The 17,438-nt window shown below is 54.0% G+C and carries 23 protein-coding genes; 15 read left to right on the forward strand and 8 right to left on the reverse strand.

Features of this window, described 5'->3' with window-relative positions; all coding sequences use genetic code 11:
* Window positions 1-28: 28 nt before the first annotated feature.
* From NTU47_09360 to NTU47_09410, 11 genes are all read left to right on the forward strand, one after another.
* On the forward strand, window positions 29-334 hold the full coding sequence (locus tag NTU47_09360; protein MCX6134005.1) for a hypothetical protein: 306 nt from the start codon (window positions 29-31) through the stop codon (window positions 332-334).
* A 73-nt stretch (window positions 335-407) separates the two neighbouring features.
* The gene (locus NTU47_09365) at window positions 408-1,475 is read left to right on the forward strand and encodes a TerC family protein (protein MCX6134006.1); all 1,068 of its coding nucleotides are present in this window, start codon (window positions 408-410) and stop codon (window positions 1,473-1,475) included.
* Window positions 1,476-1,574: 99 nt separating this feature from the next.
* Window positions 1,575-2,024, forward strand: a complete 450-nt coding sequence (locus NTU47_09370) for a hypothetical protein (GenBank protein MCX6134007.1) — start codon at window positions 1,575-1,577, stop codon at window positions 2,022-2,024.
* Between the two features lie 45 nt (window positions 2,025-2,069).
* A complete protein-coding gene (locus NTU47_09375) occupies window positions 2,070-2,462 on the forward strand; it encodes a hypothetical protein (protein MCX6134008.1) in 393 nt (130 codons plus the stop codon).
* 21 nt (window positions 2,463-2,483) lie between these two features.
* Entirely contained in the window at window positions 2,484-2,918 is a 435-nt protein-coding gene (locus NTU47_09380; protein MCX6134009.1) for a hypothetical protein, read from the forward strand.
* Window positions 2,919-3,234: 316 nt separating this feature from the next.
* On the forward strand, window positions 3,235-3,894 hold the full coding sequence (locus NTU47_09385) for a hypothetical protein (protein ID MCX6134010.1): 660 nt from the start codon (window positions 3,235-3,237) through the stop codon (window positions 3,892-3,894).
* Between the two features lie 93 nt (window positions 3,895-3,987).
* A complete protein-coding gene (locus NTU47_09390) occupies window positions 3,988-4,110 on the forward strand; it encodes a hypothetical protein (GenBank protein ID MCX6134011.1) in 123 nt (40 codons plus the stop codon).
* A 49-nt stretch (window positions 4,111-4,159) separates the two neighbouring features.
* A complete protein-coding gene (locus NTU47_09395; protein ID MCX6134012.1) occupies window positions 4,160-4,819 on the forward strand; it encodes a hypothetical protein in 660 nt (219 codons plus the stop codon).
* 311 nt (window positions 4,820-5,130) lie between these two features.
* Complete coding sequence (locus tag NTU47_09400; GenBank protein MCX6134013.1) at window positions 5,131-5,571, forward strand: hypothetical protein; 441 nt, start codon at window positions 5,131-5,133, stop codon at window positions 5,569-5,571.
* Between the two features lie 172 nt (window positions 5,572-5,743).
* Window positions 5,744-6,127 carry a hypothetical protein gene (locus NTU47_09405; protein ID MCX6134014.1) on the forward strand — a complete coding sequence of 128 codons (384 nt, stop codon included), beginning with the start codon at window positions 5,744-5,746 and terminating at the stop codon, window positions 6,125-6,127.
* Window positions 6,128-6,196: 69 nt separating this feature from the next.
* Entirely contained in the window at window positions 6,197-6,691 is a 495-nt protein-coding gene (locus tag NTU47_09410; GenBank protein ID MCX6134015.1) for a DUF4199 domain-containing protein, read from the forward strand.
* Window positions 6,692-6,719: 28 nt separating this feature from the next.
* Here NTU47_09410 and NTU47_09415 read toward each other — a convergent pair whose 3' ends face one another.
* The 8 genes from NTU47_09415 to NTU47_09450 all read right to left on the reverse strand — a co-directional run bounded on the left by NTU47_09415 (window position 6,720) and on the right by NTU47_09450 (window position 12,921).
* Window positions 6,720-8,159 (reverse strand): deoxyribodipyrimidine photo-lyase, encoded by a 1,440-nt coding sequence (locus NTU47_09415; protein ID MCX6134016.1) that lies wholly within the window; start codon window positions 8,157-8,159, stop codon window positions 6,720-6,722.
* A 78-nt stretch (window positions 8,160-8,237) separates the two neighbouring features.
* On the reverse strand, window positions 8,238-8,882 hold the full coding sequence (locus tag NTU47_09420) for a carotenoid biosynthesis protein (GenBank protein MCX6134017.1): 645 nt from the start codon (window positions 8,880-8,882) through the stop codon (window positions 8,238-8,240).
* 58 nt (window positions 8,883-8,940) lie between these two features.
* Window positions 8,941-9,816, reverse strand: coding sequence for a cobalamin-dependent protein (locus NTU47_09425; protein MCX6134018.1), 876 nt, complete (start codon window positions 9,814-9,816; stop codon window positions 8,941-8,943).
* 173 nt (window positions 9,817-9,989) lie between these two features.
* Window positions 9,990-10,874 (reverse strand): bifunctional 5,10-methylene-tetrahydrofolate dehydrogenase/5,10-methylene-tetrahydrofolate cyclohydrolase, encoded by an 885-nt coding sequence (locus NTU47_09430; protein MCX6134019.1) that lies wholly within the window; start codon window positions 10,872-10,874, stop codon window positions 9,990-9,992.
* A gap of 67 nt (window positions 10,875-10,941) precedes the next feature.
* Window positions 10,942-11,736 carry a TIGR00282 family metallophosphoesterase gene (locus tag NTU47_09435; GenBank protein ID MCX6134020.1) on the reverse strand — a complete coding sequence of 265 codons (795 nt, stop codon included), beginning with the start codon at window positions 11,734-11,736 and terminating at the stop codon, window positions 10,942-10,944.
* A gap of 210 nt (window positions 11,737-11,946) precedes the next feature.
* Entirely contained in the window at window positions 11,947-12,096 is a 150-nt protein-coding gene (locus NTU47_09440) for a hypothetical protein (protein ID MCX6134021.1), read from the reverse strand.
* Complete coding sequence (locus NTU47_09445; GenBank protein MCX6134022.1) at window positions 12,093-12,305, reverse strand: zf-HC2 domain-containing protein; 213 nt, start codon at window positions 12,303-12,305, stop codon at window positions 12,093-12,095. The genes NTU47_09440 and NTU47_09445 overlap by 4 nt, the downstream gene beginning before the upstream one ends.
* Window positions 12,306-12,312: 7 nt before the next feature.
* The gene (locus tag NTU47_09450) at window positions 12,313-12,921 is read right to left on the reverse strand and encodes a sigma-70 family RNA polymerase sigma factor (protein ID MCX6134023.1); all 609 of its coding nucleotides are present in this window, start codon (window positions 12,919-12,921) and stop codon (window positions 12,313-12,315) included.
* Window positions 12,922-13,119: 198 nt separating this feature from the next.
* Between NTU47_09450 and NTU47_09455 the strand changes: the two genes are divergently transcribed.
* The 4 genes from NTU47_09455 to NTU47_09470 form a co-directional block, all read left to right on the forward strand.
* Window positions 13,120-13,476, forward strand: a complete 357-nt coding sequence (locus tag NTU47_09455; GenBank protein ID MCX6134024.1) for a hypothetical protein — start codon at window positions 13,120-13,122, stop codon at window positions 13,474-13,476.
* 392 nt (window positions 13,477-13,868) lie between these two features.
* Window positions 13,869-14,726 (forward strand): hypothetical protein, encoded by an 858-nt coding sequence (locus tag NTU47_09460; protein MCX6134025.1) that lies wholly within the window; start codon window positions 13,869-13,871, stop codon window positions 14,724-14,726.
* Between the two features lie 116 nt (window positions 14,727-14,842).
* On the forward strand, window positions 14,843-16,270 hold the full coding sequence (locus NTU47_09465; protein ID MCX6134026.1) for an aminopeptidase P N-terminal domain-containing protein: 1,428 nt from the start codon (window positions 14,843-14,845) through the stop codon (window positions 16,268-16,270).
* Window positions 16,271-16,313: 43 nt separating this feature from the next.
* On the forward strand, window positions 16,314-17,438 hold a 1,125-nt coding region (locus NTU47_09470), incomplete at its 3' end, for a glutamine synthetase beta-grasp domain-containing protein (protein MCX6134027.1).

Below are 17,438 nucleotides of genomic sequence, written 5' to 3' on the forward strand. Positions count from 1 at the left end.
ATTCTTCCAGTGCTTTCAGGAGAACCCGATGAATTCGAAAATGCTGCTACCGATCCTTCTCGTGCTCGCTCTGATGTTCCTTTCTGGCTGCGTTCCAGGAGGCGGGACATATGATCATCAATCACCAGCCGGATTCTTCTCGGGAATCTGGCACGGATGGATCGCGCCTCTGTCCCTGATACTTGGGATTTTCAACAGCGATGTGCGAATCTACGAGCCACACAATACCGGCTGGCTCTATGATTTCGGATTCTATATTGCGCTTATCGGCGGGTTCGGCGGACTCAACCTGACGCGCCGCAAGCTCAAGGGGAAAGCGAAACAGGAAGGATAGGAGCGGCGACCAGTCGGGGAACGCTGTTTCCAATTTCGTGGTTTAGTCAGCGGTCACAAAGGAAGGGACTCTCATGGCGTTGATGTGGAGTGGTTTTGTTGCTTTGATACTCGTTCTGCTGGCTCTCGACCTGGGCGTCTTTCATCGTAAGGCCCATGTGGTATCCGTGAAAGAGGCACTGGGACTCTCAGCGGTCTGGATCGCGTTCGGGCTTTCATTTGCCGTGTTTGTATACTACGGCTATGAGAACCACTGGCTTGGGCTCGGTGCGAGCGTTGATTCTGTCGATGGTGTGATCAACGACGGACAATCGGCAACGCTCAAGTATCTCACAGGGTACATCGTCGAAAAATCCCTGAGCATCGACAACATTTTTGTCATCGCTCTTCTATTCGGTTTCTTCGCTGTTCCGGAACTGTACCAGCATCGTGTCCTCTTCTGGGGTGTCCTCGGGGCCCTGGTCATGCGGGCGGTGATGATCGTGATCGGTGCGACCCTGATTGCCCGGTTCCACTGGATCCTCTACGTTTTTGGCGTGTTTCTGATTCTGACTGCGGTCAAAATGTTCTTCCTGAAGTCCGACAACAAAGATCCGAACCAGAACATCGTCGTCCGCTTGACGCGCCGCCTCTTCCCTGTCACCTCGCGGTATCACGGCGAGCATTTCCTGGTCCGGGCCGGCTCCACCGCGTCCGCGGAAAGCGAACTCCCTGGCGCCCCCAAACAGCACGACGAAGCTGTAGCTGCCGCAAAACACGGCACGTTGATGATTACTCCCCTCGCCCTCGCGCTCGTGATGGTCGAATCAACCGATCTTATCTTCGCCGTCGATTCGATTCCGGCGATCTTTGCGATCACAGGGGATCCATTTCTGGTATTCACCAGTAACGTGTTTGCCATTCTCGGCCTTCGATCGCTGTATTTCGCCCTCGCCGGGATGCTGGCAAAGTTCAGGTTCCTGAAGCCGGCGCTTGCCATCGTTCTTCTCGTAGTCGGCGTGAAGATGCTCATCGCCGGGACCTTGCGCGAGCTGCTCGGCGAGTACTTCAATTTCTATCTTCTTGGCGTCGTGCTGTTCATCCTGGCCTGCGGTATTCTTGCCTCGGTCGTGGACAACGCCCGCCGCCAGAACGCTGCGTGACAACAGATTCCGCGAGAGATTGGGATTGAAGATGCGTGCGCGTTGTATCGGTGAGCGCAGCCTCAACACGGTACGTTTCATTCTCACGACAAGGTCACCATGTCTGCCTTCGATCTGACATTCGTTCTCTGCGCGGTGATCTTCAATCTCCTGATCATCGGCATCTACATTACTTCGAGGCTTGAGCGTATCAAGCTCAGGACAATGCTCGGCAAGATCACGATCGGGCTCGGTATACCGCTCTCAGTCGTGTTCGTCTCTTTCGTCGGAAGCGGGAAGCCAATCCGGACGATGCTGTACTTTGCCTCCATCCTCCTCTATCTGTTTGTCGAGCTTCTGCTCGACGTCATCCTGAAGATCGAATTCCGTGAGAAACCAATCCTGCATATCCCCTACATCATCCTGTTCTACATAGCGAGTTTCGGATTCATCGGAATATCTTTTTCGATCGATACGAACTGGGGATATGCGGTCTCCGTCACGTTCTGGGGAGTGCTCGCAAGCCTGATCTATTTGCTGCGGGGTAAGAAGAAAGCGGGTGCTCTGTAGATTTCCAATACAACCTTCGTTCAAGATGTTTCCGGAGGAATAACAATGCCGCAATCGAATGACCCTGAAGCACAGCAACGGGAAGACCACGAACCACCGGCGGCGATAGCCGAACATGGTTGGCGCTACCATCATCTTGGGATTCCGACTGACATTCCGCGCCCAGGAGAAGTGTACCTCGAGCAATTCAAGATCTACGTCTCCGGGTTCAGCTCCAGTCCGTACGGAATCGAATGGATGAGGTTTGAACCCGACAGCCCGGTGGACGACTTGATCAAGACCGTGCCTCACCTCGCCTTCGAAGTCGACGACCTTGACGCGGCGATTGCAGGCAGACAGCTGTTGACTCCTCCAAACTCCCCGTCCGATGGAGCGAGGGTGGCAATGATCATTCACAACGGCGCTCCGATCGAGCTCATCGAGTTCCGGAAAACGTAACGTCTCTGCATTGGGAGTCTTATGAAATTCTCTCTGACCTCTTCATCCATGCTCGCCCTCTTCCTTGCCGCGCTCTGCGCTTGTTCCTCGAACCAGGAAGCCCGAACCCCTCAGGAGTTTGTTGAGAAGTATTCCAAGGCCTGGAGGAACGGCGATGTCGAGGCCATCGTGTCTATGCAATCGCGAAAAAAACTGGTGGATGTCGAGCTCAAGCCAAACATGAAGAAAGCGCTCGAGGAAGCGTCGATCGCCGATACAAAGGATGAGATCGAACAATCGATTAAGAGTCGCGATTTCGGGTATCTCGCATGGACGAATACCGAGTTCGTGTCCGCCCGGGAGCACGACGACCATTTCCACGTTGATGTGAGCGTATCTGGAGCCACGTCTTCCATCGTCCTTGTTCGCGAAGGCGAAGTACTGAAGATCCATCCCAATCCGAGCTTTTTCCGATAGCGGGGGTATGCGCTGTTGAGGTAGCTGTCCAAAACGTACTATTGATCTTTACGGCTATCCCTGAAATCCTGAAAAATCGATAATCCTTGAAACTCAACGTGGTCGAAATGACATTCCCGGCTGACCACATCGAACAGATTGGGCGGGCAGGTCGACCTACATTTTGGACAGCCTCAGTTCTGATGCGGTACCCGCCTCCCCCTTCATGCGGTACTACGCGGTCATTGAGAGGCGGCCGCGGCTCCCGGTTGTGACTCGAGGAATTCGTCCAATATGGGGTCGGCGCGATGCTCGACAATTGTCAGGGAGATTAGTTATGTTCATCGGTCATTTCGCGGTAGCACTGGGCGCCAAGAAGTCGGCTCCGAAGGTGTCGCTGGGCTCACTGTTCATGGCAGCTCAGTTCGTTGACTTGCTCTGGCCGCTGCTTTTGCTCCTCGGCTGGGAACACGTGCGCGTCAATCCGGGAAATACCGTCGTAACACCTTTTGATTTCTACGATTATCCCATCAGTCACAGCCTCATCGGAGCGGTGGTTTGGTCGTGCGCCTTTGGAGCGGTGTATTTCGGAATTCGCCGCAATGCGCGGAATGCGCTCATCCTTGTCGCAGTCGTTTTCAGTCACTGGATTCTGGACTTGGTCACGCATAGACCTGACCTGCCGCTCGGATTCGGCGGAAACACCTATTTCGGACTCGGCCTCTGGAATTCTCTGGCTGGGACCATGATCGCCGAGGTGACTTTGTTTGCGATGGGAATCGCGTTCTACCTGCAGGCCACAAAAGCAAAAGACCGCATTGGCTCGATCGGATTCTGGTCCCTCGCCGGCATCATTGCTCTGATCTATGTTGGGAATCTCTTCGGGCCGCCGCCTCCGGAGGCTTCGATGATTGCCATCGCCGGGAACGCCTCCTGGCTCTTCGTCCTCTGGGCGTACTGGGTTGACAAACACAGAGAAGCGAAGGTGACCCCGTGAGTAGAGGTGGGACTGAAATCCAGCGAAAGGGTGAGATTAGGCATGGTTCGGCGCAACCCGAGAAGTCGATCATTCCGGATCCGGCAGGATCGAATGCCTGCCGCCGTCAGGCTGCAGCCGGAAGTCAAGGCCCTTGAGCACAGGTTCGCTCAGGGAATCCTCACAGTTGAAGTCCCGAAGCTTGACATTCATTCAATCATCGAGGTCACGCAATAACGCATCGACTCAAGTCGGGCGTGCATGTAATCAGAATGGAGTACGAATAGTGTCAGGATTCAAAAAGCAATTACTTGTTGTTGCCGCCTTTGTCTTGACGGGCAGCCAGCTCCCCGCACAGGAACACCTTGCACCTGGCATCGAACGGTGGGCGATCAAAACCAGCCTGCCACCCCACTCAAAGAAGAGAAATGTGCCCGTGAGCGAACTCTTGGCTCTTCCAAATCCGATTGAGAAGGAAGACGCACTGTACGACACCACGAGAATTCCCGCAACAGTCGGACCTCATGCGCTGAAGGAAGGAGACATCATCACGACGAAGGGATGGCTGCACCTCGTCGCCCTCGAGGATGACAGCAAGAATCACCGGGATGGGGACTATCACATTCAGATCCGCACCTCTGCTGATTGGGCAGACTCGTGCCTCGTGATTGAAGTTCCTTTCTCCAGGTTCGTCCCCGACCAGAAACTGGCGGGCGAATGTGACGCAGTCCGTCGATTCATCAAGGACAATATGCTCAAGGGGAAAGAGCCGGGCACGAAGGGAAACATACTCGACCACGCCGTCTACGTGAGTATCAAAGGTCAGCTGTTTTTCGACGCTTCACACTTGAAAGGGAATCCCCGCGGAAAACGAGGCATGAAATCATACACGCCCTGGGAGATTCACCCGGTCTTCTCGATCACATTCGCGGCGAAGCCCCGATAGACTTCAGCAGTAACCAGGACCGCAGCCTGCGCCCGATCCAGTGCACAATCGACATCTTGGTGCCGGAGGCGTGCCTTGTTCCGAAAGACGAGGAGCACCATGTCACTCGTGCAATGAATGCTGGGGCTAATCGATGAAGCACCATAACTCCAGAAGACCGCGGTTTTTCGTTTGGGGATTGAGTTTGCCGGAATACCAGTGCCGACCGAACTTGCGTTCCTGATCGGAATTTGATAAGATAGGACGAACAAAGACACAGCGATGGAATTGCACACCCCTGCAATCGTTGAAAGCGAAGAGGAACTGGTTCGATGAAGATATCATATGTCACTTTTGCAGTTGGGGTTCTCTACGGGTTTGGCCTTGGGGTATTGCTCGATCAGGCGAACCTCGTAGGCCCCACCTCGTTCTCACTTCTTCTCGCCTTTCTGGTCGTGGTTCCGGCTGCGGTCTGGCTCGAGATGTATCTCCACAAGCGGCGCGTCAAGAATTGGGTCGAGATTCAAGAACACGGAAAGTTCATGTTCGTGTTCAGCCGCTATCTTCTGTTGCGGGGGGGAATAGCCGCGACAGTGCTGATGTATGCACTTCGCAAGACAGGACCTGCCGGGATCATCCACGAAATTACCATTCCATTTTTGCTCCTTGTTCTCGGATATGTCGGTTACCAGGAATGGAACAATTGCGCCCTTGATTCGAAAAGATTACCTGAACAAGCAGAGACGACGGATGAAGGTCGAGACTTTCCGTAGCTGTCCCTGCTCCTTTTTCTCTCTTCAGGCTCAAGCCTGATTGCTTTCCTGTTTCCGCTTCTACGTGAAACACTCACGCATCCTCGACGTATGCTTCATTGTTCCTCTGGTCCGCCTGCTTGCCTCAAGAAAACGGGACCACGGTCATGAAGACTAATCCTTCGGAGTCATTATGGAAAACCATGTAACCACGGTGGGCGCCCTCAGCATCGGACTCAGCATTTTCGCAATTCTCATAGGTGGATTCGTTTTTGTCCTTCTCGCCGGAATCGGGTATGTGGTTCAGGATGAGGAGGCAGCACCGATCCTGTCCATTATTGGATTGGCCGTTGGCACGTTCTTCTTTATTATTTCTATCCCGGGAATTATTGGCGGCATCGGGTTGTTGAAACGGAGAGAATGGGCACGCGTCCTCGTGCTGATAACGTCAGCGCTGCACCTCCTCAATTTCCCGATAGGAACAGCGATTGGGGGTTACTCGATTTGGGTGCTCGTGAACCCGGACACGATCCGCCTCTTCAATCCGATCGTTCCCCCGGCACCTGCGCAAGCATAGGATTTTGACATCCAGAGTTTGACATCTCAGTAGATTCCTCCCACCCCCACCACATCTCAGGATAGTTTTATGAAATCAATTCTCAAGACGGCGGTTACTATCGGACTCACTTGCATGGCATGGCAGTTCGTCATGGGACTTACAGGTTGGTACCTCCATCCCGTGCTTCTCAATCTCTTCTGGTTCGTCATTCTCATCCAAGCTGGTGTGATGATCTGGGGACTTCGATTGACCGCAGCGGAAGGCAGGACTTACGGCGGGCAGATTGGGGCTGGAACGTTGATGTCGGTCTTCGGAGGGGTGATCATATTCTTCGGCTCATTGCTTTTCACGACCGTGCTTTTTCCTCACTACTTCGAGGATATCAGGAGAGTCGGAGAAGAGGTGCTGAAAGCCAAGGGAATGTCCGAGGCTTCCGTCAAAGCGCAGCTGGATATGGCAGCACCGATGCAGACCCCGTTCTTCACTGCGCTCTTCGGTTTTATCGGGACAATCTTCACCGGCTTTATCATCTCGCTTGTCGTTGGTGCGTTTTTCCGGAAGAAACCAACCCCGGGGGCGTAGACCCGAATGTCGCGGAGACTGGCCCGCGCTACTTCGAACGTGATTTGCGATTCGCCTTGAGAGAGGCGACGATGAGTTTGAATTCCGTCGACGCTGCCTTGTGATCGAGAATCGGTTTCGGATACTCTTTTCCGATAGTACAGCCGAGTTCTTTTTGGAGCAGAGCCGGCATCGTGTGCGGCGCGTGGATGAATTTTGTAGGAACTCGGCAAAGCTCGGGAACAAACTTCCTGATGTATTCCCCGTTGGGGTCAAAGCGCTCGGATTGAAGCTGCGGGTTGAAAATCCGCAGCGGCTTTGGATCGACTCCTGATGAAGCCGACCACTGCCACCCGCCGTTGTTCGATGCTGTTTCGATGTCCATCAGTTTTTCTTCGAAGTACGCGGCCCCTTTGCGCCAATCGTGCCGCATGTCCTTCGTCAGGAACGAGGCGACGACCATCCGCACGCGATTGTGCATCCACCCTGTCTGATTCAGCTGTCTCATTCCCGCATCGACAATCGGAAATCCTGTCTTCCCCTCCTTCCAGGCTTGAAACTGCCTTTCGCTGTACTTCCATGGCATCGAATCGAACTCCTCCCGATAGCTTGAATGGACAAGACCGGGATAGTGATAGAGGACCGATTGGTAAAACTCCCGCCAGATAAGTTCGTCTACAAATTTCCTGATCGATTCCTTGTGGGCGAAAGATGCCCCGGCGTATGCCTTGCCGCAATCTTCCAGCATCCTCCGTACTGAGATACATCCGAACCGCAACGCGACCGACATCCGGCTCGTCCCTTCGAGTGAAGGAATGTTCCGTGCTTCTCCGTACATACCAATGTCCGCAAGGAGAAACCGGCTCCAGCGGCGATGCGCCGCTTTCTCGCCGCCGGGAACTGCCGGGCTGGCGATGGTGATCGGCTTACCAAGCTCATGCGCTCCGTGAAGTTGTTCGGTCCGAAGCGGTGGCGTGGTAAACGATCGCGGCTTGCCGAACGGAAGCGGGTGCGACATTTTCTTCCACGCGTTGGCATACGGCGTGAAGACAACATATGGCTCTCCCTTGAGAGTCAGGACTTCATCCGGCTCGTGAACCACGGCATCCTTGAACGATTTCACCTCGATGCCGGCATGGTGATACAGTTCTTCGACCTTGCGTTCGCGCTCCCGGGCGTACGGCTCATAGTCGCGATTGAAATAGATGGCCGAAGGCTGCGCCTCCTGAATGAGGGACTTGTGCACATCCATCACGCTTCCATGCCGGGAAATGAGCCGGCCGCCGAGCATTTCGAGCTTCAACGCAAGTTCCGTGAGCGCTTCGGCCTGATAGTTGAACGCCGCGCCGTCAGACGGCAGGGAGCGAATCAGTTCTGTGTCGAAAATAAAAAGCGGGATAACAGGGACATGTTCCTTGCAGGCGTGGTAGAGAGCGGCGTGGTCTTCGGTTCGGAGATCGCGTCTGAACCAGACAATAATAGGGCGCATCACAATATTTTCCTTATCAGACGGATTCCAGAGCGAGCCCGGTGCATCGGAACAAGGGGCTTCGATTTGACGTCTTGACTAGTGAACAAGAAAACACAGTCCGATATCAGTCAGAGCGAAGTAGATGAGCTGGCCAAACAGAAAGTGCGGAACAATCGGGTCCGGTTCTTTCTCCGTGGCATACTTTCCCAGGATCGTCAATGCGAGATACGAAACGACAAACCAGCTGATGACGTTCAACTCCGTGGGAAATCCCCCTTTCCAGTGCCAAAGGTCCAGTGCATCGGCTGTGAATTCGAGGACCGCGTCGACCGCCGCGACAATGATCGATGCCACAACGAGGTTGCGATATCGCAGAACCTTGTCGGCCGCGACCCATGCCGGGATCAGGATTGAAAGCCAGGCGAGCGGCATCACGAGCGGGACATCGAGCACCTTCGGTCCAAGGCCGCTCGTGTACGCAAATTCGCCGAACGGAAATCCCGTATTAGCGCCAAGGGCCTGGCAGAAGAACAGAAACAACACCACACCGACTGCAGCGCAGATGGTTTTGACCGTAAGTTGATACGTAAGCACGAGTGAGGCTAACCCGATGAGCGCCATCGCAAGAGGCGTAAGAAGCGGGACAGAATAGTAAGGCGTCCCGAAAATGTTTGCTAGCGCCGCTAATGCCACGAAGGCATAGAACGCTACCCGGATCTTGGAATTTCTGCTGGTACTCATAAGTCCCACATGGCCATTGCCCGGGAAGGAATCGTCGGTTCTTTTGCCGGCGATTTCTCTATGCATAGTGTTTCGGTTCCGACATATCTTCGAAATCGGCGATCGATTCTGATACGAACTCTGGCTTCAGCCGATCCCCAAACCTCGACTTCATCTGCGCACCTCCGACAGCAAGCTTCGCGCCGACGCGGTGGCACGCCGGAAGGATTTTGTTGTTCACATCGCGGAGAAATTGTCTCTCATGATCCACGATCAGAGCGCTGAGAACGACCAGGTCCGGCTTCCTTTTCTTGATCGCGGCAAGAAGGGATGGCGTCGGCGTGGATTGCCCGAGATTGAACACCTTCCAGCCCCGCGACTGAAGATAGCTGGCGATGCATTGCAGAACAATGTCGTGCAGCTGTCCGTCGTAGCAAGCAAGAAGCACGGAAAGACCGTTCTCAGGCTCCCGATGGATGGATGACTGCAGACGAACGATTGCGTCCCGGATTGTCATGCTGGCAAGATGTTCGACATCGACTGTGATCGATTTGGACGCCCAATCGTTCCCGATTTGGGCAAGGACGGGGAACACGACTTCCTCATACAGTGCAAGGAGGTTTGGTTTTGTGGCCAGGCCCGCCCGAAGAATGCTGAGGGTGTCTGAGAGATTGCCTCCGAGCGCAGCATCTTTCAGACGCGGGACGAGCACATCCGTGTTTCCCGCGACGAGGTTTAACTTGAGATTGCGCCCCGTGAACAACTCGGCCGCGAGTTCAGGTACTTCGAGCTTGTTCTGCTGTACAAACTGCATCACTGACTGGATGGAGAACCGCCTGTGCCCACCTTTTGTCCGGTTACATTCGATGTAGCCCGTATCGGACCACCGCTTGATGGTCGATTCATTCACTGCAAATATCTCTGCAAGTTGACGGGAACTGTAATATCGTTTCATAAGCCCGATTGAACGCTTGAGTTGATTTGCACGATTTGCACGAATCAATGTACTACACGCGACAACCGGAATCAAGGACATTGTGGGAAAAAACCTCGGGCCGCAGCCCCGCGGAAGGAAGGCTGACTGGCTGAGATTTAGGAGAGGAGGCTCTGGAAAGGAGGAACGCCGGGCTACTGGAGAATACCCTCGGCGGCATGGAGTGTATTGCTGAGGAGCATGGCGATCGTCATGGGCCCGACACCGCCGGGGACGGGCGTGATTGCGCCAGCCACACGGCAGGCGGATTCGAAATGGACGTCTCCAACGAGCCGGTAGCCGTTCTTAGCTGACGGATCGTTCACGCGGTTAATCCCGACGTCGATGACGACGACTCCCTCTTTCAGCATGGAACCGGTGATACACTCGGGCTTGCCGATGGCAGCGATGAGGATGTCGGCCATCCGCGTATAGGCGGAGAGATCGCTCGCACCGGTGTGAACAACCGTGACCACGGCGTTCGCCCATTTCTGTTTCTGCAGCAGGATGTTTGCGATAGGTTTCCCGACGATGTTGCTTCGTCCGGCAACGACGACGTGTTTTCCGGAGGGGTCATTACCGCTCCGAATCAGAAGCTCCTGGATGCCAGCCGGCGTGCAGGATCGGAATCCCTTCCCCCCTGCCACAAGCCTACCGATACTGACCGGGTGAAATCCGTCGACATCCTTCCGCGGATCGATGGCCTCAATGACCTTTTGCTCGCTGATTTGGCGCGGAAGCGGAAGCTGCACCAGCAGCCCATGGATGTTCGGGTCCCGGCTGAACTCGTCCACTTTTGCAAGGAGCGCAGCCTCAGACGTGTTCGCCGGCATCCTCTCGGTCACAGAATAGAAGCCCATTTCCTCACAGGCCTTGCCTTTGCTCCGGACATAGGACTGAGAGGCAGGGTCTTCGCCGACGAGGATAAACGCGAGTCCCGGCACGATCCCCTTTTCCGATTTAAGGAGAGCCGTGCGTTCTTTTACCTCACGCCTGATGTCTTCGGAAATCTTCTTGCCATCAATAATCTGTGCGGGCATGGTCGGGTTGGAGAATGTTCATCAACGATTGGAATATCACAGTAGAAACCCCGGGCACCAAGGAAAATCAGAACCCGGGGAAAATCACCTGTTCGATTTTCGTCGCCTTGCCTGTTTCCGTTTCAACCTGTATGTAGACGCCGCAGAAGCGGACGTCGTGCTGCGCCAACTCGAATTTGTAGGGGGTCTGATGCTGAAACCGCTTGATCGCAATCTCCTTCCGCAAGCCGATCACCGAATCATACGGCCCGGTCATTCCAACGTCCGTTATGTAGGCGGTCCCCTTTGGGAGGATGCGCGCATCGGCCGTCGGGATATGTGTATGAGTGCCTACGAGGGCGCTGATGCGCCCTTCCAGATGCCATGCGAGCGCCATCTTTTCAGCGGTCGCTTCGGCGTGCATATCGATCAGAATGATCTTGGTCTCATTTGCGATCTTGCTGACCGCCCAGTCGGCCGCCTTGAAGGGATCATCAATCGGCTGCATGAAGGTCCGGCCTTGCAGGTTGATGACACCGACGTGCCCTTTTTCCTTCAGATCATACACCACGTATCCAAAACCGGGGTTCTCCTTCGGATAGTTCAACGGCCTCAACAGATTTCGCTCAGTTGCCAGCAGAGTTTTGACCTGCCACCGATCCCAGATATGATTTCCACTCGTGATGACGTGGACCCCCATGGCAAAGAGCTCTTTCGCATCCTGTTCGGAGATGCTCTTCCCCTCATTGACGTTCTCGCCGTTTGCGACACAGAAATCGATCTCGTATTTCTTGATATACTGCTTCAGGAGCGTCGAGGCGAGTGTGAGGCCAGGCTTGCCGTTGATATCGCCGACAAAGAAGATGTTCAGATGTTTCGACACAGGGGTATTCCGCTGACGATGATGCTGAAACAGGGGTCCGGTTCACGCATGGACTAGCCGGCCGATGCATTCAGCGTGATGAGAGTACGATGAACTGGCCTTCAATATAGAGGAAATTATGTTGAAACAAAAGAGCAGCCAACGCTGAGTACACAAAAAAGGCGTCCCGGGAAAGGGACGCCTGGGGACACTCCGATGAGAAGACCAGCGCTACTGCCGAACCCGCATGAGCTTGCGCACCACGAAGCGATCGACAGCGACAAGAATGATCACGGAGAACATCGTCAGCACGATGATGTTCTCATTTTTCGGCGGCGGTTTCTTCGCCGGCTCACCGATGATGTGTGCCTGGCTCTTCACGATGAATTCTCTTGCTCGTGCGTAATAGTCCACGTACGTTTTGGCAGCATCAGAAAACATTGATGGACGTTTGACTTCGTCTGGCGGACTGCAACCTCCTGCCGGCATCGGGGGCATACCTCCAGGTGAGCGACGATCCTTGTCCTCGCCCCGTTTGCCAGAGTCTCGTCGACAATCTGAAAGATTTCACTGGTAGTAAGATGATTCATAGAGACCTCACGTATTCTGCTCTTTTTCTTGGATACTGGCCGCTTTGACATTTGATCCGCTGAACTTCCTGACAACTCCGTCGCGCAGCATCACCCTTCCTCTGAAGAGCCGTACTTTCACGGTGCCGAGCGGCATGCCCGTCACCTCCACGATCTGGTCATAGCTCATGTCGTGCACAAAGAACAGCGTGCAGACTGCGCTGTAGAGCAAGGGAAGCTTCTCAATTTCGCCGAGGACAATCTGCTCGAATTCAATCGACTCGTATTGAATGTCAGGGGGCGCTTCATCTGAAGCGAGTTCGAGAGCGCCTTCATCATCCCCGGCATCAATCGTGATGTGAGGATCTTCTCCTCTCCGGCTCAGCTTCGAGGCACAAACATTATAGACGATCCGATAGAACCAGGTGGAGAAGCTCGACTTCCACTCGAACCGCGGCAACGCATTAAACGCCCGCACGAATGCGTCCTGTATAGCCTCTTCGGCATCCTCGCGATTCCTGAGCATGCGGATGGCCAGCGTCATCGCCTTGTCTTTGTGGCGATCGACCAAATCACCATATGCCCGCTTGTTCCCGGCGAGGATTTCCTTTATTATCGCAGTTTCAGTCTTGAGCACGTGGCCCTGTGTTGTATGCCATACATCCCTTTTGACCTGGTTCGGGCCACCAGGGTTTCAGAAAACGACGTCTTCACGCATTTTCCTGAATGCCTCGCATTCTTCTTCCATCTCTGAAACCCTACGGCCTGATTACAGGTCAAAGGTAGTAAAGCCACCATCAAACGTCAATCCTACAAACTCAGTACGGGAGGTATCATGAACGGCGAATTCCTCATCCCAATTTTCCTCTTCGGCGGCACAGCCTGGGTGCTCACTGTGTATTTCAACAACCGAAACAAAGAACACATGGCGATGATTGAAAAAGGGGTCAATCCAATCGATTTCAAGGGCAAGCCAATGAAGGAGTGGTTTCAGACGAATCCCCTCACAAGCCTCAAGTGGGGCCTTCTCGCTGTTTTTGTCGGCATCGGTCTGATGGTCGGTATGTACCTCCACCGCAGTCTCGACATGGAAGATTCAGTGTACCTCGCGTGCATGCTCATCTCGGGAGGACTCGCACTCGTCATCTTCTACTTTGTCGCTTCGATGAAGTCGAAGCAGGAACAGGTCTGAATCCTGCGCCGGAATGATGATTCTGAAAAAGGGTCGGGCATCGTGCACGACCTTTTTTTTCCTGCTGCCTGTTGTAACTCCACTGCTTCTGACTCGTAATCCCACCGAATACACGTCACTCCGGCACTTTCATGGAATTTCTGCCAAGCACTCCAAGGGCTCAATAAGCTTGACCATGTGGCTTGTTTGAACCCCGCTTGTTACTCGATTTGATATTCCTGCAGGAAATCCCCATTTTATGCGTGTTCTTGCATAAGCGCTGATTCGTCTTTTTTTTTCTGGAGGTTTTTTCGATCTCTTTATTCAAAGAAAAAACACGATATTGAGTCCCCAGATCATGCCATTCGATAACTAACAGCAATCATCCTACTCAATGTAGAGGGAGTACACTCATGTCCCGTTTGATCACCAAATCGTTTTTCTATCTGCTCGTTTGCACAGCGCTCGTCTCTGTCGCGTTCGCAGGTGGCGAGAAGCTCAGATACAAGATGGCGAAAGGAACTACCCACGCCTATACGCTGACTTCCGACACCAAAACGAAAGCACAGATGATGGGTCAGGACATTACCACTTCGGCGTGGAGCATGTTCGGTGTTTCGATAACCGGCGAGAACGTTGGAGCGAACGGCGAGATGGTGTTGGTAGCCAAGGTTGATACCAATCTCTCGAAGATCGATTCTCCGATGATGAAAGACACTGCGCGTGTCATGAAGGAAATCAATGGGAAACGTGTCCGGTTGACGGTCACCGCCATGGGAAAGACAGTGAAATCGGAAGCGATCGACAAGTTTGAGGCATCACAGCAGATGCAGATGATGGGTGGAGGGAGTCCTGCGGATTACATGCGTGGGCTCTTTGTGAAGTTCCCCGAACAAGCAGTGGGAGTAGGCGAAAGCTGGAAACAGACTACGCCGGACACCATGAATGCCCGGGGTTTCAACATAGTCGTGAAGCCTGATGTCACCTTCAAGATCGTGGCGGCCGAGAAATTCGGGGGATACGATTGTCTGAAGATCTCTTTCGAGGGACCGTCTTCTCAATACGGAACCGGCTCGCAGGGGGGAATGGAACTCGTTATTGACGGTACGATCAAAGTCAAAGGGACTGCATACTTCGCTCCGAAAGAAGGACTCCTCGTCGGTGTTGACCAAACAACAACCACCGACACGAACATCTCGGGCACCGGGGAGCAGATGTTCACTGCGGTCCAATCGTCGACAGCTGCGTCAAAAGTAACGCTTGTAAAGTAGCACCTCTTCATCGACAATGAAAGCGAAGTCCGACTTCTCTCAGACCGAATTACCTGTCAGGAGTCGGACTTTGTGCTCTCAGTAGCAGCGACAACTTCCTTATTCAAGGATCTCATATGACCTCCAGATCTGCCGCAGCCCGCCTTCTCGTTGCCTGGATCATCGCCATCAGCACGCTTACTGCCTTCGGACAATCGCCTGACAACACCGCCGAGGCCCTCAGGATCAAGCCCGAGGAGTACAAACAACGCCGAGCACTGCTCATGGCAAAGATGGAACCGAACTCCATCGCCATTTTCAAGGCCAAAGATCCCGCCAACAGATCGAACGATGTGAACTACCTTTACCGCCAGGAGAGCAACTTCCTCTACCTCACCGGTTGCAGCGAGCAGCGCAGCTATCTTCTCCTCTGCCCCGAAGGGATTCAGATCGACAGCGTAACCACCGTGAAAGAGGTGTTCTTCGTCAGGCCCAAAACAAGGAGCGCCGCGGGTGAAAGTCTCGGCCTTGACGGGGCGAAGTCGGAACTTGGATTTGCCGCCGTTCTGCCATCAACGGAGCTTCTCCCCTTCGCGAGGAAAGCGTTGGCCGGGAAGAAGATTCTCTACTATCCTCCGAGCATGCCCGACATCGTGTATGACCCGCTGATGGAAAAAAGGACGATCGTTTCACGCGAACTCAAAGCTGATCTTCAATCGACCTTCCCCGAACTGGAAATCAAGAGTCTCGCCTCTTCCGTCGCTGAACTCCGATCAGTGAAATCGCAGACAGAACTTGAGCTGATTCAGAGGGCAATCGATGCCACAATCGCGGCGCACGTCGAAGCGATGAAGAGCAGCGAGCCTGCGATGTATGAATACGAACTTCAGGCTGTCATCGAATATTGCTTCGCAAAGAACGGTGCGGAGTATCAGGGCTTTCCCTCCATTGTCGGATCGGGACCCAATTCGTGCATCCTCCATTATGAAGCGAACAGGCGCCAGATGAAGGACGGGGACGTTGTGGTGATGGATCTCGGTGCCGAGTACCACGGCTATTCAGCAGACGTCACGCGGACGATCCCGGTGAACGGAACATTCTCCCCTCCCCAGAAAGAGATATATGAAATCGTGCTGCAGGCTCAGACCGAAGCGACAAAAGAATTCAAGCCCGGCGTATTGCCGATAATCCCAAGTCAGAAAGCCTACGATGTCATCGCCGAGGGGTTGATGAAGCTCGGGATCATCAAGGACAAGCAGGAAGCCCGGACATATTACATGCATGGACTGAGCCACCACATTGGACTTGACGTGCATGACCCCGGTCCATACGGAAAGCCCTATGTTCCGGGTATGATCCTCACGAATGAACCCGGGATCTACATACCGGCAGGCAGTTCCTGCGACAAGAAGTACTGGAACATCGGGGTCAGGATTGAAGACGACATATTGATTACCGCAGACGGCAACCGCGTTCTTTCTGCCGGGGCGCCAAAAACAGTGAAGCAAATCGAGGCCCTCATGAAACGACTGGGGCTCGGCAACATGAAGATCGGGGTCAATTAGCCCCGCCCGCTGACAACAACAGAATCTGACCTGGAGTGCTTGTATGGATACCCGCCAACTACAGATCTGCAACAGCATCATCAAGAAGAACAAGATCGAGATGATCGATCTGAAGTGCATCGATCTCACCGGTTATCTCCATCACATCTCGCTACCGGTGTTTCCCAACATCCTGACCAAACTCGTCAACGAAGGGGTCGGATTCGACGGCTCGAGCTACGGGTTCAGGAAAGTCGAAAACAGCGACATGATCCTCGTCCCCGACCTGCACACGGCGGTCGTCGACCCATTCCGGAACGAACCGACGCTGAGCTTCTATGCCAACATTCTGCTGACGGACCAGCACAGAACTCCGTTTTCACAAGACGGCCGGCAGCTCGCGAAAAAGGCGGAGGCGTCCCTCAAGAAGCTGGTCGGCGTCGACGCATCCTGGTGGGGACCCGAATTCGAGTTCTACATCTTCTCGAAGGTCCGGTTCGACACGCGCACAGCCTCATCATATTACGAAGTGGAACATGCCGAGGAGTTTTTCAAAAACGCGTATCACGCCGCGAACCCGTTTGATGTCTATGATGATTTCCGTGACGAGGCGTGCAAAATTCTGAAACGCTTCGGCATCAGCGTCAAGTACCACCACCACGAAACCGGCGAGCGGGGCCAGCAGGAAATCGAAACGTACTTCAACACCTTGTTGGCGACGGCCGACAATATCATCACAACGAAGTACGCCCTCTTCAACTACGCGCGTCAAAAAGACCTGTTCGTCACCTTCATGCCGAAGCCGATGTACCAGCAGGCCGGCAACGGGATGCACCTCCACCTGTATCTGACAAACAACGGGAAGAACGCGTTTTACAGGAAGGGGGAATACGGAAACGTCAACCAGCTTGGCAGGTATTTCATCGGCGGGATGTTGAAACATGGGGCCGCACTCTCTGCGTTCACGAACCCGAGCACGAACTCCTACAAGCGGCTCGTCCCCGGTTACGAGGCTCCGGTTGCTCTGACCTACGGGACCGGGAACAGGTCCTCGGCGATTCGGATTCCAAGCTACGTGAACAATCCCGAGGAGACGCGCTTCGAGTACCGACCGCCCGACGCAACGGCAAATCCGTATCTCTGCCTCTCCGCCATGCTGCTGGCTGGCATCGATGGAGTGGTGAACAAG

Source organism: Ignavibacteriales bacterium (assembly GCA_026390595.1).
In the GTDB taxonomy this organism is placed as follows: Bacteria; Bacteroidota; Ignavibacteria; order UBA10030; family UBA10030; genus UBA9647.